The organism is Mucilaginibacter sp. 5C4, from assembly GCF_034345625.1.
Classification (GTDB): domain Bacteria; phylum Bacteroidota; class Bacteroidia; order Sphingobacteriales; family Sphingobacteriaceae; genus Mucilaginibacter; species Mucilaginibacter aurantiaciroseus.
This window is the reverse complement of sequence record NZ_CP133775.1, coordinates 99,648-124,994: the sequence shown is the minus strand read 5'-3', so window position 1 is coordinate 124,994 and position 25,347 is coordinate 99,648. Positions and strand designations below refer to the sequence as shown.

Here is a 25,347-nt window from a genome sequence, read left to right as displayed (position 1 = left end):
AAGTAAGTTGGCAGACGCATTAGGCTTGTTTATGCTAACGTAAGATTTAGATTTTTTTATCTGTTAAAGCACAAAGGGCACTCTTTCGCTATCGAATTTCATTCTTGCCTACAGTAAAGGCTTCTTGCTATTAAGCAGGGTTTAAAACTTACCCCTTATTGTATGATCTCTTGCCAACTTTACATGTAAAAAGCCGCCTCATTATTATAAGGCGGCTTTCTCTTTGTAAAAAATTACTATGCGGATTCTCCCGTAGTTTTCTTCCTTCTTAACATTAAGTAATAAAATACTATTGGAATTAACACTGGTGTAAGACCCATAGTTAGCGCCCCGGGAATATCAGCTTTGAATTCGCTTATATTGTACGAATGGCCGTCCTCAAGCTTGAAATATATTTTCATCACCAAGAAGCCTGCAGAAACGAAAGCGTATATGGCTACATAAATAATTACCCGGAGTGTTTTTGACATGTGCACAATGTTGTGAATTTTATGGTTGCATAACTTATCGGCCTAAATTAACGATTTAGTTTATTTTACCTGCGATGCTTTGAAATTTACCGGCAGGCTGATGAATTGCGGTTTTTGTAAAGCAATGGTGGTGGTGCTTTGGAACCGATAGCCCCACTATGCACTTATACGCCCTCAAGCATTAGGCTCGGGGCCAGTATCCGCTGCTATCGGGTTTGGGTGGGAATATCAAGAGAAATATAGAATCGTTAATATAAATCGCTACAATTTATTAGATCAATAACTAAAATTTCTAAAACCTTATTTAGGAATTCAAACTCTTTAATTTCTTTGTTGACTAATAGTCTGAATTCCGAATCAATGCGTTCACCATGAAATGTTTTGTTTCTTAAATAATACATGTATTTTAACGCAAGAACACTTACCAATTCAACGTCATTTTTAGTGTTAGAACTGATATGCCCATCTACATGCGCTTCAACAGAATTAAAAAAGTTGCCTCTTTTTAAAAAGTCTTCTCTATATAGAAAATTAGTTTCTTTTACAATTTGCATTATTCGAACATCTGTATACCTAAGAATAAAATCATTTAGATGTCTAGTTTTTGCTTCTGTGTCAAAATCATTTAATATCATGTCGCGCCATCGTATAGAACTTCTCAGATTCAACTTTGTTATTGGTGATACAAACCCAGATGATAGCGGAAAACGAATATGATTCTGCAGAATAAAAACTCTTAATTCTCTTAAACAATCGGATTCTGTTGATTTTTGACCTATAAATCGGTATAAAACATTAAATGCTTTCCACAACCTCTCAAATCTCAAACTTGGTATGTCAATAGAATTGGCCTTTAATAGAAATGAAATAGACAGTAAAAGCACGTGGCTTTTTTCTGATTTATCTAACATTTCATTTAAGCTTACTACATCTATCGTATAATTAAGTTTAAATGACTTATCTAAAATTTGTTGGAACTCTTTATCCCCAAGTATTTTTTTATCTAAAGTTTTGTTAGCCCGCTTTCGTGAAATTTCAATTACAGATAGTGCGGTGAACTTCCCTGAATGCGAGTAGTAGGAAATAAGGGTTTTAATTATCTGTTTATATATACTACTTGAATGATTATAAAATATTTTATTTAAATCGATTTTAGAACTTCTATTAGCTCTTATAGTAATCATGTGGCTATCAATCTTTACATGATCTTTATATATACTAGAGCCTGTGTACGAAACATTTCCGATAAAAAAGGTTGTTGGGGTTCCTTCTTTCTTGAACTTTAGAACTATTTCATAAGTGTGACGTCTTACCATTCTTATATCCGAATTTATTAAAGGGAAAATTAGCATTAATGACCGGAATGCCCAATACGTATTTCTACCTGTTTTTAATTAACTACTAATTAATAGGAGCATTTATTCGTGGCAAGGTGTTGCTACCAATATTAATAAGCGTTGGCTCTAACGTCAGAGCAGGCGGGCCGGCGGTGGCGGGAATGCCGGTTTAGCTTTTCGCGTGATGCGAGCGCAGCGAAGACATCCAGAAAAGCGTTAAGAACCGGCAGGGCGGGTGGAAGCATCGCTATGACTTGATCTTTTGCTTCTTTTGGATCAAGAGGAGACTATATACGTGTTAGACCATGAAAGCTAAAATCACACCGAGTGGTTTAGATTGTTATATTAGTGGTCTAAATCAAAAATCATGCTCGAAGTTGTACTTATCATCGGCTATATCGCCGGTACTTATGGGTTTTTTAAAATCCTATATGATATGGTAGTAGGGCAGAAATTGCGGGATATTCGTAAAAGCATAGAATTTAAAATATTGATAGTTTCCGTATTAATAGTAGGGTTATGCTATGTGCCATGGAATAAGTTTCATTTTGGAGATATTAAACCTAAGGTTGTGTATATAAAGGTTGATAACCCTGTCACGTCAAAAAATCAACAAACAAAAGTTGATTCTCCAAAAAAAGAAGTGATACGTTTTAAGCGGAACCAATCAAAATCAACCGCTACCACTTTAGTAGACAATAAACAGAAAAAAACAGATATACCTAAAAGTCAATTTGATTTAAGAGGAGCGCAAATTAACGGTTCGGCCGTTGGCACAAACCCAACAGTAACTAACAATAATTATGAAACCCCTCCAAGGGTTTTTTCCCAAGATAATTTTTTAGAACTAAGTAAAGGACTATCTAAAGTATTGGTTGAAAATCCATTATTCGATAAAAACACCACAATTAGATATTTGGTAGCCGTTCAAGATACCGAGGCATTAAAATTTGCAGATCAAATTTATAATCAAATGTTCAGCAACGGATATAAAAACTTTGAAGGTAGATATGCAATATTTACTGGTATACGACTATCTAATCTAACGGTATCTAAGGGTTCTGAAAATGGCAAAGATTTTATAGCAATAGAAATTTATTCTCAAAAGTCAGTAAATTTAAAATAATCAATTATAATTATAAATAATCTTTTACATCCATACCTAAAACATCTGCTATGCTTTTTAAGCTAAGTATGTGACAGTTGCCCCGCTACCGCAAGCGTCCCGCTTGTGGCGTTACGCAATACATCTCCAACCCAACCCAAACCGGAAACATAATTTCAGAGCGCGTAAGTAGTGGGCCTCTATGCTGCCCTATTTTGCTTACCAAATAGTTATTCCCCTGCGAAAGCAGGTCGTTTAAAAGTCATTCAAGGGCGTAAAAACAACTGTAATTTTTACATAACGCATGGTGGCGCAGTTTTGTCAGTACTTAAATTCTTAATACGTTAGTTATTAAGGCGTTGAAGATATCCGCCGTGTGTTCACCAGCGTGAACGTGAACATTTGGGGTAGTAACACTTCTTTTTTTTAACCAGAAAGCCTCCGCATTGCGGAGGCTTTCTGGTTATTTATTTTGCAGTTTACTTGCTGCCGGTTCATCAAGAAACCATTGGAGATCGGTGCCTGTGATGAGTTGGGCAGGGTACTCCCGGATGTTTTTCGGGTCTTCGAGGATGTGTTTTACAGCTTCTGCCTTGCCGGCGCCATACACCAGGAACGCGATATGATGTGCGTTGTTAATGAGCGGTGCGGTAAAGGTAATGCGGTTCATTTTTACCTCGTCTATATACAAAGCCTGCACTGATGCGCTTTCGTCCGTCAATACCGAGGTATGCGGGAACAGGGAAGCCGTGTGCGAGTTATCGCCAAGGCCTAATATGATCAGGTCGAAACTCGCGTTCTCGCCATCGAAAAAACCTATCAGGTGGCGGGTGTAATCTTTAGCGGCTTCTTCGGCACCCAAGGCGGTTTGCACCGCGTAAACATGCGATGGATCTATCCCCAGCGGTTCAAACAAGGTTTGCTTGGCCATCAGGTAATTGCTTTGCGAGTCGGTAAGGGGCACATCGCGCTCGTCACCAAAAAAGAAAAATACTTTATCCCATTCAATGGTTTTGCGGTATTCGCTTACCAATAGCTCGTGCAATTTTTTGGGCGAACTGCCGCCGCTAAGTGCCACGGTAAAGCGGTCGCGGGCTTCAATGGCTTCTTTAGCGCAATCGGCAAAGTACTTGGCTAATGAGGCCAGTACTTCGGTATCCGTATCAAATATGTTCAGTTTCATACTTCAATTTGAAGATTTGGTTATTTGAAGATTTGAAAATGAGCCAATCTTATTTTCAAATCAATATTATTTTTTGCCACTTACCGGCAGGGTGAACCAGTTGTAACCGTCGCGGGCTATCAATGCCTCGGCAGCTTCAGGCCCCCAAGAGTCGGCGCTATAGTTAGGGAAGTTCAGGCTCTTTTTGTTTTGCCAGGTGTTTAATATTGGCATCACCAGTTCCCACGCAGCTTCTACCTGATCGCCACGCATAAACAGGGTTTGGTCTCCCAGCATGGTGTCAAGGATCAGGGTTTCGTAAGCTTCAGGTGCCTGGTTGGTATAAGTGCCTTTATAGTCGAACACCATATCAACGGCGTTCAGCACCATATCAATACCCGGGCGTTTGGCCTGTACCTGTAAACGAATGCTCATTTCGGGCTGGATGCTAATGATCAGCCTGTTTTGCTGCCAGCTTTCGGTAGCTTCGGCTGGGAATACCAAGTGCGGCACATCCTTAAACTGGATGGTAATAACCGATGACGATTGGTGCATGCGCTTACCTGTACGCAGGTAAAACGGCACACCCTGCCAGCGCCAGTTATCCACAAAGAATTTGATGGCGGCAAAAGTTTCGGTGTTAGATTGTGGGTCAACCTTTGGTTCTTCGCGGTAGCCGGGCACTTCCTGGCCTTTCATCCATCCGCTGCCGTACTGGCCCCTAACGGCCGAGTTGCGCACATCCTCCGCAGTAAACTTGCGCATTGATTTCAGCACGTCAACCTTACGATCGCGCACCTCATCAGCATTAAAGCTTACCGGTGGCTCCATGGCTATGGTACAAAGCAATTGCAGCAAGTGGTTCTGGATCATATCGCGCATTGCGCCAGAGCCGTCGTAGTAGTCGCCGCGTTCTTCCACACCCAATTGCTCGGTAACCGAGATCTGCACATGTTCGATATAATTACGGTTCCATAGCGGCTCCATAATAGAGTTGGCAAAGCGGAAGGCCATAATGTTCTGTACGGTCTCTTTACCAAGGTAATGGTCGATACGGTAGATCTGGCACTCATCAAAGATGCTTTTCAGCAATTCGTTCAGTTCTTTGGCAGTTTCCAGATCGTGACCAAATGGTTTCTCGATAATGATCCTTACTTTTTGTTTATCCTCGGCCAGTTTGGCTTTAGATATGTTTGAGGCGATTATCGGGAAGAAGTTTGGTGCTACGGCAAGGTAGAATAGCACGTTAGCGGTGGTTTTCCATTCGGCGTTGTGCGCATCTATCCGCTTGCCAAACTCTTTGTATGTTTCAGCATCGGTAGCGTCAGAAACCTGGTAGTAGATGCCTTTCTCAAACTCGGCCCATTTCTTAGCGTCGGCTTTACCGTTGCGCGAGAACTGGTTGATATCGTTATGTAGGTTACTCCTGAATTGCTCGTCGGTAAGTTTTGTACGGCCCGTGCCAATGATAGAGAATTGCTTTGGCAACCATCCATCTAAAAACAAATTGTATAAGGCGGGCGCAATTTTGCGGGAATTTAGATCGCCCGTACCACCAAATATGATGAATATGGTTGGTTCTGGTTTTGTGCTATTATTACTCATGATAGTAATGTTTTATATTTTGAAGCAAGAACTCAGGAGCCATGAAGCAAGATTAGCTTCTTTAAATGTCCTGGTTCTTGCATCTTGTTGTCTTGTATCTCTCTATTATTCGCCGGCCGGTGCCCACTGTGTGTGGAACGTGCCTTCTTTACCTATCAGTTCGTAAGTATGCGCGCCAAAGTAGTCGCGTTGTGCCTGGGTTAAGTTTGATGGCATGCGCTCGTTACGGAAGTTATCAAAATACTCTAACGATGCCGCATAAGCAGGGATAGCAATACCGGCATTAACTGCAGATGATACCACCTTGCGGATGCCCGGAAGCGTACCTTTAACTATTTCGGCTACATCGCTGTCCAATAACAAGTGCTCAAGGTTTTTATCTTTACCGTAAGCGCCGTAAATATTCTCCAGGAATTTAGAACGGATGATACATCCACCTCTCCAGATCTTAGCTATCTCGTCAAACTTCAGATCGTATTTGTACTCGGCAGAAGCAAGTGATAACATTTGCATACCTTGTGAGTAGCTAATGATCATGGTAAAGTAGAAAGCCTGTTCTAAAGCGGTTAATAGTTCATCAACGCTGCCTTCGATAGTTTGGTTCTCATCTTTACTGTAGATGCCCGCAGCTTTCGTACGCAGGGCTTTGTATTTAGATAGGTCGCGCATGGCAACGGCAGTGTCTACTGTTGGGATAGGTGCCTGCAGGTCCATCGCGCTTTGCGAGGTCCATTTACCGGTACCTTTCGCGCGGGCTTCGTCTTTAATATCGTCTAAAAGCAAATGGTCGGTTCCGGGTGCTTTAAAGGCGAAAATATCCTTTGTAATGTCTAAAAGGAACGATTGTAGGCGGCCGTTGTTCCAGTCGGTAAAAATTTTACCAATGGCATCACCGTCCAGCTTCAAGCCCTTTTTCATGATCTCGTAGGTCTCGGCAAGCAATTGCATAATACCGTACTCGATACCATTATGCACCATCTTCACAAAGTGGCCAGATGCACCGGGGCCTATATATGTTACACAAGGCACGCCATCAACCTTAGCAGCAATAGCTTCAAAGATCGGCTTCATAACCGTGTAGGCATCTTTATCGCCACCCGGCATCATGCTTGGGCCGCGGCGCGCGCCTTCTTCACCTCCAGAAACGCCCATTCCGAAAAAGTGTAGGCCATTAGCCTCTAATTCTTCAACACGGCGGTTGGTATCTGTAAAGTGCGAGTTACCGCCATCTATTAAAATATCGCCCTTATCCAAAAGGGGAGAAAGTTCTGCAATTACACTATCAACCGGTTTGCCGGCTGGTACCAGCATCATAATAGCGCGTGGTGTGGTAAGGCTTTGTATAAATTCTTTAACGTCTAAAAAACCTTTCACCTTCAGGTCGCCGCCTTCTTTATTCAGCGAATCTACCTTGCCGGCATCTTTATCGTGCCCTGCTACTGCAAAACCATGGTCGGCCATGTTGAGTAATAAGCTGCGGCCCATCACGCCTAAGCCTATCATGCCAAAAGCATATTTATCTGTTGTTGCGCTCATGTTATTTAAGGTTTTCTTTCTTTAAATTTTCTAATATTTCCTTTGTTTCTTCAAACGAGGTATGCTGGTGGGCCTCCATACCTAATTTATCGGCGGCCATTGCAAACATCTTCCGGTCGTCAAAATACACGCATTCCTGCGGGGTAGCAAGGGCTACGCCCATAGCAAGCTTAAATATGGCGGGGTCCGGCTTCCGGATCTTTACTTCACAGGATGACACAAAAGCGTCAAAAACCTCATGCAGCTTAAACTTCTTCACACGGTAGTCATTCAGTTCCTTGCCCTCGTTATTGATGGCTATGATGCGGAAACCACAATCTTTTTTCCATTCCTTTAACCACTTCAACATATCAGGCAATTCTTTCGACTGCTTGAACATAAAGTTTTTGAAGTCCTCGCGTGTAAAATCGCGCGGATGATTAAAGATAACGGTGTCCAGGTACTCGTCAAGGTCAACACCAGAGGCTTCGTATACATTAAATATAAACGTATGCAACTCGCTTAGCTCTTTATAATCCAGCCCAAACAGCCGGGCAGCCTCTTGCCGGGATTCATGGCCCCAGCCATTGGTGAGCAACACACCGCCGATATCAAAAAATAGGACTTTTACCGATGTAGCTTCCACAGGGGTTATGCTTTAGCTTTTTGGTCTTCGATAGCTTTAAGCAATTTTTCGAAAGGCTTGTTAAATTTATCGATACCTTCATCTTCAAGATCTTGTGTGATCTTATCCAAATCGATACCTAAAGATTTTAACCTGGCTAAAGTTTCGGTAGCCTGGTCTAAGCCTAATATCAACGTATCAGCTGCGATACCATGGTCGCGGAACGCCTCAATGGTTTCCAATGGAACGGTATCAACAGTATCCGGGCCAATAAGGGCCTCAACGTATTTGGTATCTTTAAATGCAGGATTTTTACTGCCTGTGCTTGCCCAAAGCAAACGTTGCGGTTTACCACCCTTTGCTTCTAATGCTTTCCAACGATCGGTGCTGAATACTCTTTTGTAAATTTCGTAAGCTTTTTTGGCTGACGCGATGGCAACTTCACCAACTAATCCGTTCTCGCCTTTTTCCTGCAATAACGGGTCAATAACCACATCAATACGACTTAAGAAAAAGCTGGCTACTGATGATATGTGTTCGATATTATGGCCTGCAGCTAAGTGGTCTTCTAAACCTGAAATGTAGGCTTCGGTAACGGCTTCGTAACGCTCTAAACCGAACAGTAAAGTAACGTTGATATTGATGCCTTTTGCAATAGACTCGCGAATGGCTTTTAAACCTGGTTTAGTACCAGGAATTTTGATCATTACATTTTTACGGTCGACTTGTTTCCAAAGTAACTCTGCTTGTTTGGCAGTGCCTTCGGCATCTAAAGCTAAAAACGGAGAAACTTCAAGGCTAACGTAACCGTCCGATCCTTTAATACCTTCGTTATATACACCACTAAACAGATCGGCAGCAGCTTGGATGTCTTTGATCGCTAAGCCAAAGAAAAGCTCTTCGGTAGTTTTGGCGGTTGCGCCAAGTGTTTTTATATCTGCGTCATAATCAGAGCTGCTGGTTATGGCTTTTTCAAATATCGCGGGGTTTGAGGTTACGCCTCTTACACCATCCTCGTCGATCAGTTTTTGTAATTTACCTGATGCGATGATTTCGCGGTCAATAAAATCAAGCCAGATGCTTTGGCCGAAATCATGTATTTGTTTTACGTTGTTTGCCATGATAAATGTATGTATTGTGGTTTTTAATTGTATTAATATTTAATTCGTTTTAGCTCCCTTTAAATCTCCCCCGGAAGGGGAGACTTTTAAAACCCTCTCTTCCAGAGAGATCAGGGTGTTAGTTTTTGTTGCACAAATCTCAGCTTTAATGCTCCGGATAGTGTAATCTTAATCTCCTTATTATGTTAAGCTTACGTCAAAAATTATTAGTCATTTTCCGCTGTTAATATCTGCAAGTTATAGCCTATAAAAAGGCCGCTCTCTATTACGCCTGTTATATTTTTTATATCGTGCTCCAGGCTGTCTTTTACTTCATCAAAATAACAATCCAATATCAAATTGTTATTCTCGGTTACTATTGGGCCGTCCTTGCCTTTTGCCGGCCTTAAAGCAATACTGTTGGCACCCAACTTTTTCAGTTCGGCTTCTACATGCAATAATGCCTGCGGATAAACCTCCACCGGCACCGGGAAATTAGTGCCCAATTTTGATACCAGTTTGCTGTCGTCGACAATTATATAATTCAGCGGACTGCTCCTGATCAATAACTTTTCTTTAAACATCGCCCCGCCGCGGCCTTTTATCAGCCAGTTGTTAGGGTCAACCTCATCGGCACCGTCAAACAGCCAATCGGGTGTGTGTTCAAATAGCGTAGTAAGCGGTATCCCCAACTTACTGCAAAACATTGTTATCTCTAACGATGTCGGTATAGCCAGGATCTTTAACCCTTCGGCTTTTATCCTTTCAGATATTGCCAGTAGCGCCATATACACCGTGGAGCCCGAACCCACGCCAAGTACATCGCCATCCTTTACCTTTTGGGCAATTTGCTGCGCTACTTTTTGTTTGCCGGCCGGGTTGATGATCTGTGATGACCACTCCAGCGTACTGATTAAACTATCCATTTGTGATTAGTATCAAGTATCAAGTAGCAAGACAAAGAAAAATCTATGTACTTGCTACTTGATACTAATGTCTTACAAAAGCGCTTTCGCCTTGTTAACTACATTTTCAACTGTAAAGCCGAAGTGTTTGTAAAGGTCTTCTGCCGGGGCCGATTCACCAAAGGTGGTCATGCCCAGCATGTCGCCTTCGTCGGTGGTGTATTTATGCCATCCCATTGGTGATGCCATTTCTACAGCCAAACGTTTGCGACTTGCTTTAGGGAATACCTTTTCTTTGTAAGCAGCATCCTGTTTCTCAAACAACTCCCACGATGGCATACTTACCACACGTGTAGAAATACCTTCTGCCTCAAGCTTGGCTTGTGCTTCCATGATCAGGGCTACTTCAGAACCGGTTGCCATCAATATCAGGTCAACATTTTTGCTGGCTTCTGATAAGATGTATGCGCCTTTTTCCAGATCGGCAGCTTTACCATATTTGTCCTGGTCAAGGATGGGTAATCCCTGGCGGGTGAACACCAATACCGTTGGGCCACCTTTTTTCTCGATAGCTACTTTCCACGCGAACGCGGTTTCGTTTGCATCCGCAGGGCGGATAACCGTAACATTTGGTATAGCACGTAATGTTGATAAATGCTCTACCGGTTGATGGGTTGTACCATCCTCGCCGAGGCCAATACTATCATGGGTGTAAACAAATATCGGGCTTATCTTCATAATGGCCGCCAAACGGATCGGCGGGCGCATATAATCTGCAAATTGCAGGAAGGTAGCGCCAAAAGGTAACAAGCCTTTTGTTAAAGCCATACCATTTAATGCCGAACCCATTGCATGCTCGCGAATCCCGAAGTGGAAGTTGCGGCCTGCCCTGTTCTCAGACGTGAAAGAATCGTATTCTTTTAAATTAGTTTCTGTTGATGGCGCTAAATCTGCAGCACCACCAATAAGGTTTGGCAGGCCTGCGGCAACCGCATTTAATACTTTACCTGATGCCTGGCGGGTTGCCATTTTAGGGTCGGATGCTTTAAATACCGGCAATTTGTCTGCCCAGCCTTTTGGCAATTCGCCTGCAAATGCAGCTTCGTATTCGGCAGCTAATTCAGGGAATTTTTCTTTATATTTTGCGAATAACTCGTTCCATTTAGCTTCGGTTTTTTCACCGCGCGCGCCTTTTTCGTTGTAGTATTTTAATACTTCGGCAGGTACGTTGAATGATTTTTCAGGATCAAAACCAAAGAACTCTTTTACCAATTTGATCTCATCGGCACCAAGCGGCGAACCGTGTGAACCAGCAGTACCCGATTTGTTTGGGCTACCGTAAGCGATAAGCGAACGAACGCGGATCAGCGATGGTTTCTGTGTTTCGGTTTTAGCGTTGATCAACGCCAGCTCTAAAGCATGGGTATCGTTAACATCAGCTACCTCCTGCACCTGCCATCCGTAGGCACGGAAACGGGCACTTACGTCCTCGTTAAAGGCGATATCGGTACTGCCTTCGATAGAGATGTGGTTATCATCGTATAAGTAGATCAGGTTGCCTAACTGTAAGTGGCCTGCTAATGAAGCTGCTTCAGAAGTTACACCTTCCATCATGTCACCATCGCTACAGATAGTGTAGATGTTGTAATTGAAAAGGTCGAAACCTGGTTTGTTGTAACGCGCCGCCAGGTGTTTTTGGGCGATGGCGAAACCAACACCATTTGCAAAACCCTGGCCAAGCGGGCCGGTAGTAACATCAACACCTGGTGCCAATCCGTACTCGGGGTGGCCTGCTGTTTTGCTGTTTAACTGGCGGAATGCCTTGATATCATCTAATGAAAGATCGTACCCTGTTAAGTATAAAAAGCTGTATTGTAAGATACAAGCGTGGCCTGCCGAAAGGATGAACCTGTCGCGGTTTGCAAAATCAGGATTTTTTGGGTTATAATTTAAAAACTTGGTCCAAAGTACGTGGCCCATTGGTGCCAAAGCCATTGCTGTGCCCGGGTGGCCCGAGTTTGCTTTCTGTACTGCATCTGCCGAAAGGATCCTTACGGTATCTATCGCTAATTTTTCAAGTTCTTTGTTTTCTTTTTCCATTGTTGTGCGTAATTATTATTTTGTTGGGGTTGCCATTGCTGTGTGTGTAACCGGATGTTTATCTTCCTGCCACAATTTCGCCCCGCCTTTAATGCCATCGGCATTGGTTACTATTTTCATGTTTTTGTCCAGCTTAAAATCAAGCAGGTCTGAGTTGCCGCCGCCTATATATAAATAGTCGTAATTGAATACAGTTTTTAATATTTCAAAAACTTTTTCCATGCGGCGGTTCCATTTTTTTTCGCCTACTTCTTCAAGCGCCTTATCACCAATATACTGATCGTAATCGCGGCCTTTTGATACCGGGTGGTGGGATACCTCTAAATGCGGCAATAAGTGGCCATCCATTAACAGGGCGGTGCCGAAGCCTGTGCCAAGGGTTATCACCATTTCCAGGCCTTTGCCGCTAACAACGCCAAGGCCCTGCATGTCGGCATCATTCACAACCTTTGCGTCTTTGCCTAAAGCGCTTTCCAGTTTTTTGCGAAAATCTACATCTTTCCAAAAATCGTTGCCAAGGTTTGGGGCGGTTTTTACAATACCGTTACGTACATAACCGGGGAAGCCTACCGATACCTTATCATAGGCAGGGTAGTCTTTTATAAGGCCGTTAATAGCTGTGATCACGCTATCCGGATTAGCCGGCTTTGGCGTGGCTACTTTTTTATAGTCCATGGTGAGGTCGCCTTTACTGTTCAGAATAGTAGCTTTTATGCTTGAGCCACCGATGTCAATGGAAAGGATCTTTAACGTAGAAGGAGTAGTTTTCATAGAACCAGTGATAATGTGTTGAACATGTATTCAGGTATCGCGCTGTAAATATCACATTTTAAATAATAAATAGATACTATTCAACTATAATATTAAACGCCAAATAAACATTATACGAATAATATATGTGTTATGCCTGTGTTACTTTTTATGTAAACACGTTGTATTATGAACTCATTTAAGGTTACAGGGTTTTTACAGACGGGGTTTTATGACATTTAAGCGATAGAAAGTAAAGACAATCCGCGGGTGAAAAAATAACCAAAAATGTTCACGTTCACGTTTGTGAACACACATCAATTTTTCTAAATATCATATAATCAGTCGTTTAAAAATTACGCTACTGACAAAATAGTGCCACCACCTCGTGTCAATAAATTCTTATACCCAAATCGTACTATTATCGCCCCGCGAACGCCCTTCAACAAGCTCAGTGTGATCCGAATACTACTTCGTTATATGCTTCACCATAAACTCCAATGCCGCTTTATCTACTAATGATTTGGCAGCAGGCGTTTCGCCCAGGTACATGATTTTTGCCGTGGTAGTGTTATACGAAGGCCATGCCGGGAGTTGGTAACCTTTGGGGTTGCCGGTTTTAACAAAGTTTACCCAGTACTGCGATATAGTATTGGCCAGATCATAATCTACCTGTTCGAGTGGCCGGTTCAGGAACTTCAAGTTGTTAAACACGTACGCCACCTCACCGGTGTGGAAGGCGCCGTACTTCTTAAACGCTTCGGTTGCCGGCAGGCGGCGGCTAAAGCGGTACAGGTAAACTTTAGCCTTACCTTTTGCGCTTTGAACATTTGCCCAGGTATAATTTTGCGTACCGAAGGTTTGGTCGCGATTGATGGCTATTTGCGATTTGGCCGCTTGTTCATCGGTATCACCCGGGTATAGTTTTAAAAACTCAGCCGCTTTGTCGCCATACTTTTTCTGTGCATCGGTGCGGTAATCAGCCGCATTTTTTAACTTCCCGACAAAGGCATCATCAGCGTTCCAGCCGGTAAGTAAGGGTACGCTGTTCTCTTTATTTGCTGCAAATGTGGCGGCTATGCTTTGCGGCAAAATATACCCGTCAACAATTGGGCGGCCGCCAAACTGTTTTAATAATTCTTCAGCGGGCAATTTACGCAGATCGGCTAATGATCTCGCGCCAAGGGCCTCAGCAGTTTTTATGCCTGCTTCTTCCGCCTGTTGTAAGGTTGAACCACCAAACGGGCCCGTAATAAAATTTGCACCGCTTTCGGCAATTGCCCTATTAAAAAGGCCTTTTGCTAATGGTGATGCCACAAGACTATTCACCGCCATAGAACCCGCCGACTGCCCCGCAATGGTTACATTGTTTGGGTCGCCGCCAAAGGCTGCTATGTTTTGCTTCACCCAATTCAATGCTGCAAGTTGGTCCATTAACCCGTAGTTGCCCGATGCATGGTTAGGCGATTCTTTCGTTAGTTCAGGATGGGAAAAGAAACCCAATATGCCCACACGGTAGGGGATGCTCACCAATATAATTCCTTTTTTAGCAAGCGCTTCGCCATCGTAAATAGGCACGTTGGTACCGCCGCTTACAAAGCCACCACCATATATCCACACCATTACCGGGCGTTTTTCGGCAGGTGATTTTGCAGCCGTCCAAATGTTAAGGTACAGGCAATCTTCGCTCAACGGTTCATCTTTTATCAAAAACTCGCGGGTGTACACGCCAAACTCGTTGGGCTTTGCCTGCATGGGGCTTTTGGCAAATTGGGTACATTCTTTTACGCCGGCCCATGGTTTTGCAGGCTGTGGGGCTTTCCAACGCAAATCGCCAACCGGCGGCGTGGCAAAAGGGATGCCTTTAAAGATGTGAACGCTTTTATCCTCGCTAACCGTGCCGGATATTTTACCGGCAGTGGTTTGTATAACTTTGAAGGCCTCTTGCGAGAAAGCACAATAGGTGATTAACACCAAGGATAAAGTGAGGATGCGTTTCATGATCTAAGGTTAAAAAGTCACCACAAAGCTCAAAAAAGAAAACCACAAAGCTCACAAAGAGATATTGAACCACTTTGTGCCCTTTGTGAAATCTCTGTGTACTTTGTGGTTAAATATAAACTATTGCAAATTAATGTTTTACAGCTGGTTTACTATACCTGGCTGTGCGGGCATCTTTAATTACGCCTTTCCAGTTCAACCCGTAAGCAAAATCGTATACATGGCCTTCAGAATCGGTATAGCACTTCATATCGTGTGGTACATCTTCGTATTGGGCTTCTACAACTTTCATATCCAATGGCATCTGTAGTGGCAATAAAGCCGATGGTTCTGCCTTGCCGGTTAAGATATCCAGACTTGCCTGGCCCTGCACGCCAAAATCAGCAATGATGGCATTTGCATTTTTCTCAAACTCTCCGAATACCATTGGGTTGTTCATGTTGATGGATACGATAACCGGTTTGCCCTTCATCTTAGTGTAGGTATCGTTCACCATTGCAAGGTCGGTAACATTGGTCGAGATCTCTGATTTGTTTTTATAACTACGGTTGGTAAATTTCTCCAGCGGGTCGCCACCGGCAAGGCTGGTTTCACGGGCCGTTTCGGCAGTGTATTTGCCGTATTGTAATGATACCGGTAAGTAGCCATTGCCGCCTGCTTTTACATCAGCCTCGTCATACCCACCGTGGCCAATTGGGCTCGCAATAAATACCAGGGCATAGTCGGCTTCATCGGGGTTCTCGGTTACTTTAAAGTATTTTTTAACAATGTCCATATTCACCGGGTACTCCAGTTTTTCAGGATAAGGCCTGCCCAAAAAGTTTTTACCCGCCGGGGTAAATTTCTTAGGCACATAAACAGTTTTACCTATTTGCAAAGGCAGCACGTTAGCCTTGTTCTTCAGCATCACTATAGACTTCAGTTGCGCATTGTAACCCGCCTTCATAAATTCGGGTTTGCCCACGGTTTTTTTGGTTACTTCAACATCCAGGTACGGGTTCTCAAACAAACCGGTACGGAAACTACCCCTTAGCAAACGCACGGCAGATTGCTCAAACCTGGCGCGCATAAACGTTTCGCCATGTTCCTTAATGCCTATTTGGTAAGCCTCTAAAACAGGGGCCATATTGTTATTGCCGCCAAACTGGTCAACACCGGCCATCAGTATTTTGTAATGGCGCTGTGCGATGGTAGCTTTCTCCATCCCCCATGATTTACCCGACAGGAAGCTGTTGATCACCGTTTCGTCGCCTGTTACCATCCAGTCGGTACAAACCACACCATCATAATGGTATTTGTTGCGCAGCAGGTCGGTAATAATGTATTTGTTATAGTTGTTCGCCACGTTCTCGTGGTTTTTGGTATCCTGGTTAAAGCTGATGGTATAATAGGGCATCACAGCGGCAGCCATCCCTGTTTTACCGGCAAGCTTAAAAGCGCCTTGTGTAAAAGGTATCAAAGCTTCGTTAAAATTTTTGCCGGGGTAAACGGCGTATTTACCAAAACCGTAGTGCGCATCGCGGCCACCCTCGCCGGCGCCGCCGCCCGGCCAGTGTTTCACCATGGCGTTTACACTATTATAGCCCCAGCCGTTGGCCAGTTCTTTAGCCCCTGTTGATGTCTGGAAACCATCTATATAGGCCCTTGCCATATCTGCCGCCAGTTGCGGGTCTTCGCCAAAAGTACCGCTTACCCGGTTCCAGCGCGGGTCGCCGGCCATATCAACCTGGGGCGATAATGCTGTGGCAATGCCCAGCGCACGATACTCCTGCGCGGCTATATGGCCAAATTTTTCTGTTTCGGCAGGGTTGAATGTCGCGGCCATACCTAATGAGCCGGGCCACATAGAAATGGTACCACCCGCACCAGCGTTAAACTCGGCAGTGGCAACCGTGCCGTGGCGAGGGTCCGAACTGTTATTAGCCGGGATACCCATGCCTATGCCCTCGGAATACGCTTGTACATTATTGTTCCATCGCGCGGCAACTTCGGGGCTTTGTACCGATGTTACCAGCACATGGCGCACGTTATCTTTGGAAAGGAATTGCTTTTGCTGATCTGACAGATCATATGGGTTTGCGCCACTTTCTGAAAAAGGCGTGCCACCATATGTACCTGCAAATGGCCCAACCGGGATAGACGGGATCATTTGGTGGCGGCTATATAGCATCAGCCCTGCAATTTGCTCAACACTTAGTTTGGAGGCAAGGTCTTTAGCGCGCGCATCAACGGGCAGGCGCCAATCTTCGTATTTATCAAGCTTGCCGTTCTTGTTAAGGTCTTTAAAGGCCAGGCCGTCAATGGTAAGTATTTTAACGCCCGATGTGGTTGAGTAGCCCAGGCTGCGGCCACCGGTGTTGCTTACAAAAGCGATGTCGCCATTTTTGGTTTCGCTCCATTTGGTTTGTGCCGATGCCAAAGCAGGAAGCAGCGCAAGCAGCATTAGATAATTTTTTCTCATAAAAATCACTTCTATTTAATACAGTCCGGTTAAGGCTATAAACTATTTATAATTGGTTATCAACACAAAGGGTGGCTATTGTGTCATCGGTACACAATGCTAAATATTATAATTTGAAATAGCAAATTCCGTTTTTTAATAATACATTTAATATAACATTGTTACATTATTACACCCATACTGTTTACCACGTAAGGGTTAAAATAACCCTACGGACTACACCTCCTTATGACAAATTCAATAAATTGCAGGATATGCAATACTCCTGTTGAGCCATAGCACGTTTTTAAAGAAATGATGTTTGGGGCCCGAGAAAAGTTTCTGTATGGCGAGTGCCTCAATTGTGGTTGCATTCAAATTATGGAAGTGCCTGTTGATATCAATAAGCATTACCTGCCGTACTACGTATCGTTTAACCAATTTGTGCCAAAGCTAAAAAGGCAACCATTGCTAAAGCGGTTGATAAGCGGCATCCGGATGAAGAAAAAATATACAACATCAGATAGTAGGGCTTTAGGTTTATTAAAACCATGCCGGGGGCAAAATTTTTGGATATTGGTTGCGGCAAAGGCCAGCTCATTTGCGAATTATTTAACCTCGGTTTTGAACACGTTACCAGCGTAGATAAATTTATAGGCAACGAAATACTTCACGGGTTTAATGTTGAGGTATTAAAAAAGGACCTGTCTGAAATGCCCTCTAACACGTATGACGTGCTTATTACCCACCATGTGTTAGAACATATGGACTAACAGGTATAGGAAATGGAACAATGCCACAAGCTATTAAAAAAGTTGTGGTATGTTTTTGGTATGCGTGCCGGTGCTTGGCGAGGCGTGGGATATTTACAAAGAAAACTGGGTGCAGTTAGACGCGCCCAGGCATTTTGTGTTGCACACTAAAAAAAGCATGGGTATTTTAGCAGAAAAAACCGGCTTTACAGTGGCCAAAACAATTTTTGATTCGACAGCATTTCAATTTTGGGGAAGCGAATTGTATGAACGGGATATCCCGTTAACACTACCGCGCACCCATCAAATGTACCCGATCGAAGAAATATTTACACCGGATGAACTTGACGGATTCGGGAAAAGGTCTGCAGCATTAAATGGTAAACAGCGTGGAGACTCGGCTCGGTTTTATTTATATAAAAAGTAATGCAATCAGCTATTTAAGCTGTGTAAACAAATTGGCTTTGCAAAAGGCCATCTTATTGAGAAATATGTTATCAGATAAATTAAAAGAAGAAACTAAAGCCAATCACCAGATCTTAGAAAAGGCACTTGTGAGCCAGCTTAAGGCCATCCGCTCGCCGCAGGAATATACCAACCTTTTAAAATTATTCTACGGATACTTTGGGGGGCTGGAAGTTAAAATAAACCAGGCGATAGATAAAAACCTATTGCCCGATAATGATGAGCGGCGTAAAACACAAGCCATTGCCGATGATATAACCGCACTTGGCGGCGATGTGCCGGCAAAAGCCGACGGTGATGCACTGCCGCGCATTAAAAACCATTTAGAAGCCCTGGGCGCATTGTACGTAATAGAGGGATCTACCCTGGGGGGCAAGATCATCAGCAAAATGATGCAGCAGCAATTAAGTTTGGATAAAGGCCTGTCGTTTTTTACCAGCTATGGTGATAACACAGTAACCATGTGGGATACGTTTAAAAACGCTTTGGATAGCCAGGCCGAAAACCCGGAACAGGAAGCCGTAATAATAGCTGCCGCCAACGAAACCTTTTTAAAGTTTGGCGAATGGTTTGAGAAGGCTAAATAATTGCATCCGGCATCCCGATCCGTTAGCTAACGGATTGGGATGCCACAGGATAATTAGCGGTGATAATTTGCATGAGAGATGCTGATTCGTTGGCTAACAGACAGCATGACAAATCGTTATTGCTTATTAAACAAGATGTTAAACGTAGAGCCATTACCCAGCTCGCTATCTACCCAAACCTTGCCCTTGTGTTTCTCTATTATACGCTTTACAATGGCAAGCCCTACGCCTGATCCTTCAATATCACCCACATTATCCGTGCGGTGGAAGAGCTCGAAAATTTTGGGCAACTGTTTAATATCTATCCCAAAGCCATTATCCGTAATTGAATAAACCACCTCATGGTTGTTTTCGGTACCTGATATGGTAACCTTAGGCGGATTAGACTGCATGGAGTATTTAATCGCGTTGCTAATGATGTTAGAAAACACCTGCGATAGCATTACCGGGTCGCACTGGATCCTTGGGGTTTTACCAATGGTTATGCAGCTTTCATCAAAATCGTAGATGAGTAGCAGATCGCGCACAATATCCTGTATGATAGGTTTGGGGTCGATGTCAGATAATGTCAACTCCAACCGCCCAATGCGCGAGTAATCCAATACCTCGTTGATCATGTTATTCATTTTATCGGCACCCTTGTTGATGCGTTCTAAAATTTTAATAGACTGCGGATTCATTCCCTTATCGCGCAGCAAAATTTGCGCATAGCTTTTAACGGTTGATATCGGGTTCTTCAGATCGTGCGATATCGTGAAACTAAAGGTATCCAGCTCTTCATAGGCCTCTTTCAGCTTTTCGTTAAGCAGGCGGATGGCCCCTGCTTTTTGGTTGATGGCGTAAGTAATTTCGCTACGGAGGCGCATTACAGATTTCACCTCCTCGTTAGTCCAGTTTTTTGAAGTGCCCGATACCGTTTGCGACCAGGCCTCGAACGAATGCCGGGGCGATAATTGCGCTACCCCATCAACAGTTATCTCTACAGGTTTATCGGGGGTGCCTGCCCAGGTAATGGTCTCCAGTTGCTCGGGCTTAAACCATATCACGTATTCGCCAAGCTCGCGGGATAGCGTGGTTACGATTATACCCGATGCAACGTTCTTGAATAATGCAGATTCGGGAAATTCAACCGGTAGCTGGTTGGTATAGTAAAAATTATCGCTTACATTATTTTTTAACCAGGCAACCACACTTGTTATCTGCAGATCGGTTGGTGTAATGCCAAGGGTGTGTATGTGGTTTTCAAAGATGAGGGCCGCGCCCGGGGCATCAACCGCGTTAAGCAGGTTAACACTATGGGCGGTTAAGGCATGATTAATATTGGTATCTTTTAACATCAACCGGCTTAGCTGGGCAACAGCACTTTTAAAAAGCGCTTGTGTGTGTTGGTTCTCTTCGTCCTGCCTAAACTCAAGGGCGGACGATAATATCTGGCCTATTAATTTTGCCGACTCCCGCGACCTGTAATCTATAAACCGTGGCGAATAATTATGGCACGCTATCAAACCCCAAAGCTCGCCCTTGTACATCAGTGAGATACTGAAGCTGGATTCGACACCCATATTTTTCAAATACTGGATGTGGATGGGCGATACCGCGCGCAGGCCGGAGTTGGTCATATCCAGCGGTACCTCGTTATCTGCTATGGTTAAAATAGCCGATGGCTCGGTATGTACATTGGCAATTAAGCGGGTTAAATTTAGCTTGTAAAGCTCGCGTGCTTGTTTGGGGATATCCGATGCGGGGAAATGTAAGCCTAACCATGCTGGCAATTCGTCATTTTTAGCTTCGGAAATAACTTCGCCATGCCCGTCCTCCGCAAAGCGGTAAACCATTACCCTATCGTACCCTATTACCTTTTTAACCTGTACCGCACTATTACTTAAAAGGTTTTGCAGGTTTTTATCGGCCAACATTTCCGCGATAGACCGGCCTATCATTTTTTGCACATCGGTAGCGCTGTCAGAATGCGCAGGCTCAAACTCCAGCAAATAAAAGTCTGCTGATACAGATATGATCAAATGAAAAGCAACTCCCCGTATTTCCGTATTAAAAGGGTTAGTTTGGTCAAATCCTTTAACTTTTCCGAAGGATAAAAGTTGACTTATAAAGTTAGGCGGCTCGTTTTTACCGATGATAGGCTCGATAGTGTTGATGTGCTTACCCAATAAATTTGGAGAAATATCCGGTACAAACAAAGTAATATTATCACTGTGATATACGATGATATTATCCTGGTTGATAACAAATAAAAACCCGTGCGATTGTATTTTACCGGGAATGTGAATAGGTTCTCTGTCGCAGTTGGTAAGGTCAACATTCATGAGATTAATTTATAGCACAATACTTTAACAAATATGAAACATTATCCGGCATTATCGCCTATTGAAGTGAAATATAAATATATAAATAATATTGCAGGAGTTGCCATGGTGGTATTTACCCTTTAAATGGTCGCATTACCACCCTGTTACAATTGCAAAACCGGCATACATTTGTTTATATTTATTAACCAATAAAACTAACCATCATTACAAAAGAACTTTGGATGAACCTACCGGTGAAGGATCTTAACTGTTCGAGAGGGTTTTTCACCGCCATTGGCTTTTCTTTTAAGGATGGCCCCGGCAGCAACGATAAAATGGCACCGCTTGTTGTTGGAGATAAAGATATTTGCTACCGTTATAAATAACGGATCGTTTGACATGAGCAAATGGGATTTAAAATTCCCGGGATCTTCTAAAGCTTTTTGCAATGCCGCTTTTACATTCGAAACATTTGGCAATGTGTTTACAATATGCTATGCCGCCTTTTGCTTTTTCCTAATAATAAAAAGGCGCGATATATTCCCCAAATTCATCATTGGCTTATATGCGTATTGGGTGGTGTTCCATTTGTTAGTTCTTATTTTATTACAATCGGCAGGTGCGAAAACTGACACCGATGATGGTAAAGCTTTAATGCGATCAATTATTGTAGCCGCCATTTGGATGCTCTATTTTATTAAAAGCACACGGTTACAAAAAACTTTTATTGTACCATACCCGGTGAACAAATACGTTTTTGACACCTACCCGGAGCCCTGCCAGAGCCCGAACAAGCTGAAGAAAAAGAATAATGGCGAATAGTTACCTCGGCAGCGTTTTAAAGTCAATTAAAGGCGGATTGAATCCGTTTTTTGGTGAAAATTTCTGGTTTAAAGGCACCAGATCGTCAAAAAAACCGCAGTTGCGCAGGTATAGTTTACCATCTTTTACACCACCCGAATAATCTTTACGATAGTTCTTGCGGGCGGTTTCATCGCCGGTGTAAGTGACGTTGCCTGTAGCGTAAAAATGTGCTTGCGTATTGCCCAGCCACTGGTTGGTAAAGTAAGCCATACGGGTTTTGTCGCCGTTATCAGGTTCAAAGTTTTCTACAAAGGAGTACAAGTCGTTTAGATAACGGTTAGTTTTTGGGCGAAGAAAGCTTGCGATAAGCAACCATGTATTACTGCTTTTCTCTTTAAACCAGGCGGTGTATGTAGTTGCGTTTTTTGTGGCGTTAGGTTCGGCTTCTAATAAAAATGCGTAGGTTTTACCGGCCTGCCAAGGGTACTGCAGGTAGCTTTGCCCACCCGATCCCTCATCACCAAACTCGCCGCCGTGTACAGTTGGGCCTTTGCTTAATAGCTTGATAAGCAGGCTGTCGGGAATGCTCTTAGGGTCATCAGTAGTAAAAGGGCTCCAAACGGAGAACAACACCCGGCGCTCTGTAGCCGAATTTACCTGCATACCAAAATACCCGCCGTTAAACCCATCGGCCATAAAATAGGAACCAACAACATCCATTTTTTGCGGAACGGTTATCTCGTTATAAAACCATTTTACCTGGTTTTTAATGCTATCGGGTATCCCATACCGTAAATGCACCGATGGCCCGCGCCTGCCAAAATGGAATGATGAGCCGGGTTTTACATAGGTAAGTTGGTTGTCAGCATTTACGCCGTCTACAATTAAGTCGGTAACATCTGCATAAACACTTCCTGTTTTGCTGATGCCTTTCAGGTTGAGCTTTACATAGCCCGGTTTAAGTATAGATAAGTTACCCATGCTTACTGTGTCAAAAGCAGCATTGCTAAGCTTTTTGATGAAAACCATTTTACCGGAGGAAATGCTTATTGCACTATTCCCCTTTGGTACACGCAAGCGTAGCGCCAGTTTAATAGTTTGCGGCGTTGAAACCCTGAAATATATGCTTGTTATATCTTGCGGACTTTTCCAATTAGTTAAGCCTTCATCGGTAACAATAGCCGCGCCTTTAGCCCAGGCATTGCCACCAAGCGGGATAATGGCTTTTGTCGACTGCGCACTAACAATAACAGTATTGAAATATATTAAAGTAGCCAGTAACAGTAGTTTTTTCATTTTCTTTGATATTGGAATGGCTAATATAAAAAGATAAACCTACACCCATTTTATCACCAAAGTTTCTTCGGCCTCTATGCTGATGCGGTTGCCGCCAACCTTACCGCCGTTATTGGCAAAAATAACGATGGGTTGCAGCGTAGCTTCCCGTAGGATCAGTGTAAATTCGCGATGTGTTTCTGATTTATTAATGATGATGGTTACCCATTCGTTAGCATTGCCCATTACTTTCATCAGTATACCTTTTTGCGGCTCCTCAAAAACAAAGGGCAGGTTTAGTGTATCCAAATTTATCGCTTTGGCAAGAAACATATTCAGGTGGTTATAATCGCCCAGGATCCTGCTTCCTAAACCAATGAGTGACGGCAACCAGTAAACAGTGCCCTTGCCAAGCACATTTTGCGTAGCAGTCAAGTTCTCTGCGCGGCATGCCAATGCCGTTGCTGTAGTGGTTTTTAACTCACCGCGCCATTGATAGGCCGGCAAGGCAATACCATCAGCGATCAGTTCTTCCATCTCATCAATGGCTTTATATTCCAACACATCCGCTCCAAACAAATTACGTAAAGGGAAATTTAAGCGCATAGTGCCAACGGCATTTTCATCGTAATAGCCGGTTAGTCCGTCGGCAATTAGTTTACCGCCTTTTTGTACAAAGGTTTCCAATAATGTCCAATATTTTGATGGAATGGAGATCTGGTGCGCCAAAATAATAACCTCCCCGATGTAATCATCTTTACAAAAATCAAATTCACTTATCTCTTTTAAATTGGCTTGCACCCCGGCCTCGCTCAATGCCTCAAAATAAGTGATAGCCGATTTCATAACCCCGCCTTCATCACGCCCCTCGTAGCTTTTACCGCCCATTTGCAGCTTCGTTTCTATCCAAAGCGATTCGCGGATGTAAAGGATGTTGATGCCGGATTGTAATTCCTTCGCATCCTCAAAAAAGGTGATTTGTTCATTAAGGGTATTGATAACTTCGGTTGTAGCCTGCAACCTGTCGGATGGTTCGTTATGATAATTCAGCATACCCCATTCGCCGGCTTCGATACCGGATGAACGTGGGTTTAGGCACCAAAAGATAGCGCCCTTGCTTTCGCTGCCGATGGCAATCCAAAGCCATTGGGCAATTTCATCTTTGGTGGGGCACAGCGCTAAAAAGCCGCTGTAGGTATTGTTACCACCCTGCAATTCGGTCATAAACCAGGGGATTTCGCCTGCGCCCGAGCGGATGATCTCGCAGTTAGCAGCCACGGCCAAAGCATATTGTTGGCGACTAAAGTAGTCAAAGTGCCAGCTGGCATGCGCCGATCCACCCAAACTGGTCAAAAAATCGCGCCAGGCTGTAAAATCATACTCGGCCACGTTTTTAAATATGGCATGGTTATTTACATGGATGATGCTTTCCGGGTCGTGTTTGTGGATCTCATCCGTAAGCCATTGCAGGAACCAGGTGTTGTAATAGAGATGGAAGCGCTCATCCGCAAAATCAAAATGATCATAACCGCCGCTCGTGTATTCCGGATGTGCCTGGGCGGCTTTCCATTCGCTATATTTATCTGTCGCATGCTGGTCTTGCGGAAAATGCCCAACTCCCGGTTCATTTACCGGTACCCAGCCATAACAGGAGTTGAACTGTTTAAAATGACTGATAACATTCTCTACATATCGTTCTATAGCGACAAGATGATTTTCATCCTTCGGGAATTTTAGCCCTCCCAAGTCGGTAAACGCTGTAGCCGGGAACAGGTTGCCATAAACTTTAATGCCATATTTATCGGCGGCTTTATAGGCTTCATCAAACAGGGTAAAATCCCATTTTCCATCAGCCTTATGCATATAAGTTTCAAACAGGCGGATGCGGGTAACCGTCATCCCGGTTTCCTGTAGCCGTTTAAACCAAAGGTCAATCTCTTTGGGTGTTTGCCCGGGTTCTATAAAAACCTCGGCACCTATCATTATGGGGGTAGCCTGCTGTTTGGAAGTGTACTGCATAATAACTTGCCGGGCATAAACGCA

At 43.6% G+C, this 25,347-nt stretch carries 20 protein-coding genes; 5 read left to right on the top strand and 15 right to left on the bottom strand.

All coding sequences use genetic code 11. The features are described from left to right. Positions 1 to 236: 236 nt before the first annotated feature. Positions 237 to 470: a hypothetical protein gene (locus RHM67_RS00550; protein WP_322229552.1), complete on the bottom strand. Its 234-nt coding sequence runs from the start codon at positions 468 to 470 to the stop codon at positions 237 to 239. A 248-nt stretch (positions 471 to 718) separates the two neighbouring features. Then, a complete protein-coding gene (locus RHM67_RS00545; protein ID WP_322229550.1) occupies positions 719 to 1,786 on the bottom strand; it encodes a hypothetical protein in 1,068 nt (355 codons plus the stop codon). Positions 1,787 to 2,174: 388 nt separating this feature from the next. On the opposite strand from RHM67_RS00545, the gene RHM67_RS00540 reads away from it, so the two are divergent. Next, positions 2,175 to 2,933 (top strand): hypothetical protein, encoded by a 759-nt coding sequence (locus RHM67_RS00540; RefSeq protein WP_322229549.1) that lies wholly within the window; start codon positions 2,175 to 2,177, stop codon positions 2,931 to 2,933. Positions 2,934 to 3,375: 442 nt separating this feature from the next. Here the strand turns inward: RHM67_RS00540 and pgl are convergent, their stop codons facing one another. The 10 genes from pgl to RHM67_RS00490 form a co-directional block, all read right to left on the bottom strand. Next, on the bottom strand, positions 3,376 to 4,095 hold the full coding sequence (pgl, locus tag RHM67_RS00535) for a 6-phosphogluconolactonase (RefSeq protein ID WP_322229547.1): 720 nt from the start codon (positions 4,093 to 4,095) through the stop codon (positions 3,376 to 3,378). Positions 4,096 to 4,161: 66 nt separating this feature from the next. Beyond that, positions 4,162 to 5,679: a glucose-6-phosphate dehydrogenase gene (zwf, locus tag RHM67_RS00530; protein WP_322229545.1), complete on the bottom strand. Its 1,518-nt coding sequence runs from the start codon at positions 5,677 to 5,679 to the stop codon at positions 4,162 to 4,164. A gap of 105 nt (positions 5,680 to 5,784) precedes the next feature. Next, on the bottom strand, positions 5,785 to 7,215 hold the full coding sequence (gndA, locus tag RHM67_RS00525) for an NADP-dependent phosphogluconate dehydrogenase (RefSeq protein WP_322229542.1): 1,431 nt from the start codon (positions 7,213 to 7,215) through the stop codon (positions 5,785 to 5,787). A gap of 1 nt (position 7,216) precedes the next feature. Beyond that, positions 7,217 to 7,840 carry an HAD-IA family hydrolase gene (locus RHM67_RS00520; protein WP_322229541.1) on the bottom strand — a complete coding sequence of 208 codons (624 nt, stop codon included), beginning with the start codon at positions 7,838 to 7,840 and terminating at the stop codon, positions 7,217 to 7,219. Positions 7,841 to 7,845: 5 nt separating this feature from the next. Next, entirely contained in the window at positions 7,846 to 8,940 is a 1,095-nt protein-coding gene (tal, locus tag RHM67_RS00515; RefSeq protein WP_322229538.1) for a transaldolase, read from the bottom strand. 206 nt (positions 8,941 to 9,146) lie between these two features. After that, positions 9,147 to 9,845 carry a ribose 5-phosphate isomerase A gene (gene rpiA / locus RHM67_RS00510; RefSeq protein WP_322229537.1) on the bottom strand — a complete coding sequence of 233 codons (699 nt, stop codon included), beginning with the start codon at positions 9,843 to 9,845 and terminating at the stop codon, positions 9,147 to 9,149. Positions 9,846 to 9,917: 72 nt separating this feature from the next. Next, positions 9,918 to 11,924, bottom strand: coding sequence for a transketolase (gene tkt / locus RHM67_RS00505; RefSeq protein ID WP_322229536.1), 2,007 nt, complete (start codon positions 11,922 to 11,924; stop codon positions 9,918 to 9,920). Positions 11,925 to 11,939: 15 nt separating this feature from the next. After that, the gene (locus tag RHM67_RS00500) at positions 11,940 to 12,695 is read right to left on the bottom strand and encodes an ROK family protein (RefSeq protein WP_322229532.1); all 756 of its coding nucleotides are present in this window, start codon (positions 12,693 to 12,695) and stop codon (positions 11,940 to 11,942) included. 447 nt (positions 12,696 to 13,142) lie between these two features. Further along, positions 13,143 to 14,675, bottom strand: coding sequence for a carboxylesterase/lipase family protein (locus tag RHM67_RS00495; RefSeq protein WP_322229530.1), 1,533 nt, complete (start codon positions 14,673 to 14,675; stop codon positions 13,143 to 13,145). Between the two features lie 130 nt (positions 14,676 to 14,805). Beyond that, a complete protein-coding gene (locus tag RHM67_RS00490; protein ID WP_322229528.1) occupies positions 14,806 to 17,136 on the bottom strand; it encodes a glycoside hydrolase family 3 protein in 2,331 nt (776 codons plus the stop codon). A gap of 530 nt (positions 17,137 to 17,666) precedes the next feature. Between RHM67_RS00490 and RHM67_RS00485 the strand changes: the two genes are divergently transcribed. The 3 genes from RHM67_RS00485 to RHM67_RS00475 all read left to right on the top strand — a co-directional run bounded on the left by RHM67_RS00485 (position 17,667) and on the right by RHM67_RS00475 (position 18,919). Beyond that, on the top strand, positions 17,667 to 17,888 hold the full coding sequence (locus tag RHM67_RS00485) for a class I SAM-dependent methyltransferase (protein WP_322229525.1): 222 nt from the start codon (positions 17,667 to 17,669) through the stop codon (positions 17,886 to 17,888). A 49-nt stretch (positions 17,889 to 17,937) separates the two neighbouring features. After that, on the top strand, positions 17,938 to 18,294 hold the full coding sequence (locus RHM67_RS00480) for a hypothetical protein (RefSeq protein ID WP_322229523.1): 357 nt from the start codon (positions 17,938 to 17,940) through the stop codon (positions 18,292 to 18,294). A 64-nt stretch (positions 18,295 to 18,358) separates the two neighbouring features. Beyond that, on the top strand, positions 18,359 to 18,919 hold the full coding sequence (locus RHM67_RS00475) for a biliverdin-producing heme oxygenase (RefSeq protein WP_322229520.1): 561 nt from the start codon (positions 18,359 to 18,361) through the stop codon (positions 18,917 to 18,919). Positions 18,920 to 19,035: 116 nt separating this feature from the next. Here RHM67_RS00475 and RHM67_RS00470 read toward each other — a convergent pair whose 3' ends face one another. Then, positions 19,036 to 21,243, bottom strand: coding sequence for an ATP-binding protein (locus RHM67_RS00470; protein ID WP_322229518.1), 2,208 nt, complete (start codon positions 21,241 to 21,243; stop codon positions 19,036 to 19,038). A 294-nt stretch (positions 21,244 to 21,537) separates the two neighbouring features. On the opposite strand from RHM67_RS00470, the gene RHM67_RS00465 reads away from it, so the two are divergent. Continuing rightward, entirely contained in the window at positions 21,538 to 22,047 is a 510-nt protein-coding gene (locus RHM67_RS00465; protein ID WP_322229517.1) for a DUF2569 domain-containing protein, read from the top strand. On the opposite strand, the gene RHM67_RS00460 is transcribed toward RHM67_RS00465, so the two are convergent. Both RHM67_RS00460 and RHM67_RS00455 read right to left on the bottom strand, forming a co-directional pair. After that, positions 22,048 to 23,325, bottom strand: coding sequence for a DUF3472 domain-containing protein (locus RHM67_RS00460; RefSeq protein ID WP_322229515.1), 1,278 nt, complete (start codon positions 23,323 to 23,325; stop codon positions 22,048 to 22,050). A gap of 39 nt (positions 23,326 to 23,364) precedes the next feature. Continuing rightward, positions 23,365 to 25,323 carry a beta-galactosidase trimerization domain-containing protein gene (locus RHM67_RS00455; RefSeq protein WP_322229513.1) on the bottom strand — a complete coding sequence of 653 codons (1,959 nt, stop codon included), beginning with the start codon at positions 25,321 to 25,323 and terminating at the stop codon, positions 23,365 to 23,367. Positions 25,324 to 25,347: the final 24 nt, after the last annotated feature.

Bases quoted from the DNA above. Each gene is read 5' to 3' on its own strand.
- tal (WP_322229538.1), bottom strand. From the start codon at position 8,940: ATGGCAAACAACGTAAAACAAATACATGATTTCGGCCAAAGCATCTGG.
- RHM67_RS00465 (WP_322229517.1), top strand. From the start codon at position 21,538: ATGGCCCCGGCAGCAACGATAAAATGGCACCGCTTGTTGTTGGAGATA.
- RHM67_RS00540 (WP_322229549.1), top strand. From the start codon at position 2,175: ATGCTCGAAGTTGTACTTATCATCGGCTATATCGCCGGTACTTATGGG.
- RHM67_RS00475 (WP_322229520.1), top strand. From the start codon at position 18,359: ATGTTATCAGATAAATTAAAAGAAGAAACTAAAGCCAATCACCAGATC.
- RHM67_RS00550 (WP_322229552.1), bottom strand. From the start codon at position 470: ATGTCAAAAACACTCCGGGTAATTATTTATGTAGCCATATACGCTTTC.
- RHM67_RS00495 (WP_322229530.1), bottom strand. From the start codon at position 14,675: ATGAAACGCATCCTCACTTTATCCTTGGTGTTAATCACCTATTGTGCT.
- RHM67_RS00470 (WP_322229518.1), bottom strand. From the start codon at position 21,243: ATGAATGTTGACCTTACCAACTGCGACAGAGAACCTATTCACATTCCC.
- RHM67_RS00455 (WP_322229513.1), bottom strand. From the start codon at position 25,323: ATGCAGTACACTTCCAAACAGCAGGCTACCCCCATAATGATAGGTGCC.
- zwf (WP_322229545.1), bottom strand. From the start codon at position 5,679: ATGAGTAATAATAGCACAAAACCAGAACCAACCATATTCATCATATTT.
- gndA (WP_322229542.1), bottom strand. From the start codon at position 7,215: ATGAGCGCAACAACAGATAAATATGCTTTTGGCATGATAGGCTTAGGC.
- rpiA (WP_322229537.1), bottom strand. From the start codon at position 9,845: ATGGATAGTTTAATCAGTACGCTGGAGTGGTCATCACAGATCATCAAC.
- RHM67_RS00490 (WP_322229528.1), bottom strand. From the start codon at position 17,136: ATGAGAAAAAATTATCTAATGCTGCTTGCGCTGCTTCCTGCTTTGGCA.
- RHM67_RS00545 (WP_322229550.1), bottom strand. From the start codon at position 1,786: ATGGTAAGACGTCACACTTATGAAATAGTTCTAAAGTTCAAGAAAGAA.
- RHM67_RS00460 (WP_322229515.1), bottom strand. From the start codon at position 23,325: ATGAAAAAACTACTGTTACTGGCTACTTTAATATATTTCAATACTGTT.
- RHM67_RS00485 (WP_322229525.1), top strand. From the start codon at position 17,667: ATGCCGGGGGCAAAATTTTTGGATATTGGTTGCGGCAAAGGCCAGCTC.
- pgl (WP_322229547.1), bottom strand. From the start codon at position 4,095: ATGAAACTGAACATATTTGATACGGATACCGAAGTACTGGCCTCATTA.
- RHM67_RS00500 (WP_322229532.1), bottom strand. From the start codon at position 12,695: ATGAAAACTACTCCTTCTACGTTAAAGATCCTTTCCATTGACATCGGT.
- RHM67_RS00480 (WP_322229523.1), top strand. From the start codon at position 17,938: ATGTTTTTGGTATGCGTGCCGGTGCTTGGCGAGGCGTGGGATATTTAC.
- tkt (WP_322229536.1), bottom strand. From the start codon at position 11,924: ATGGAAAAAGAAAACAAAGAACTTGAAAAATTAGCGATAGATACCGTA.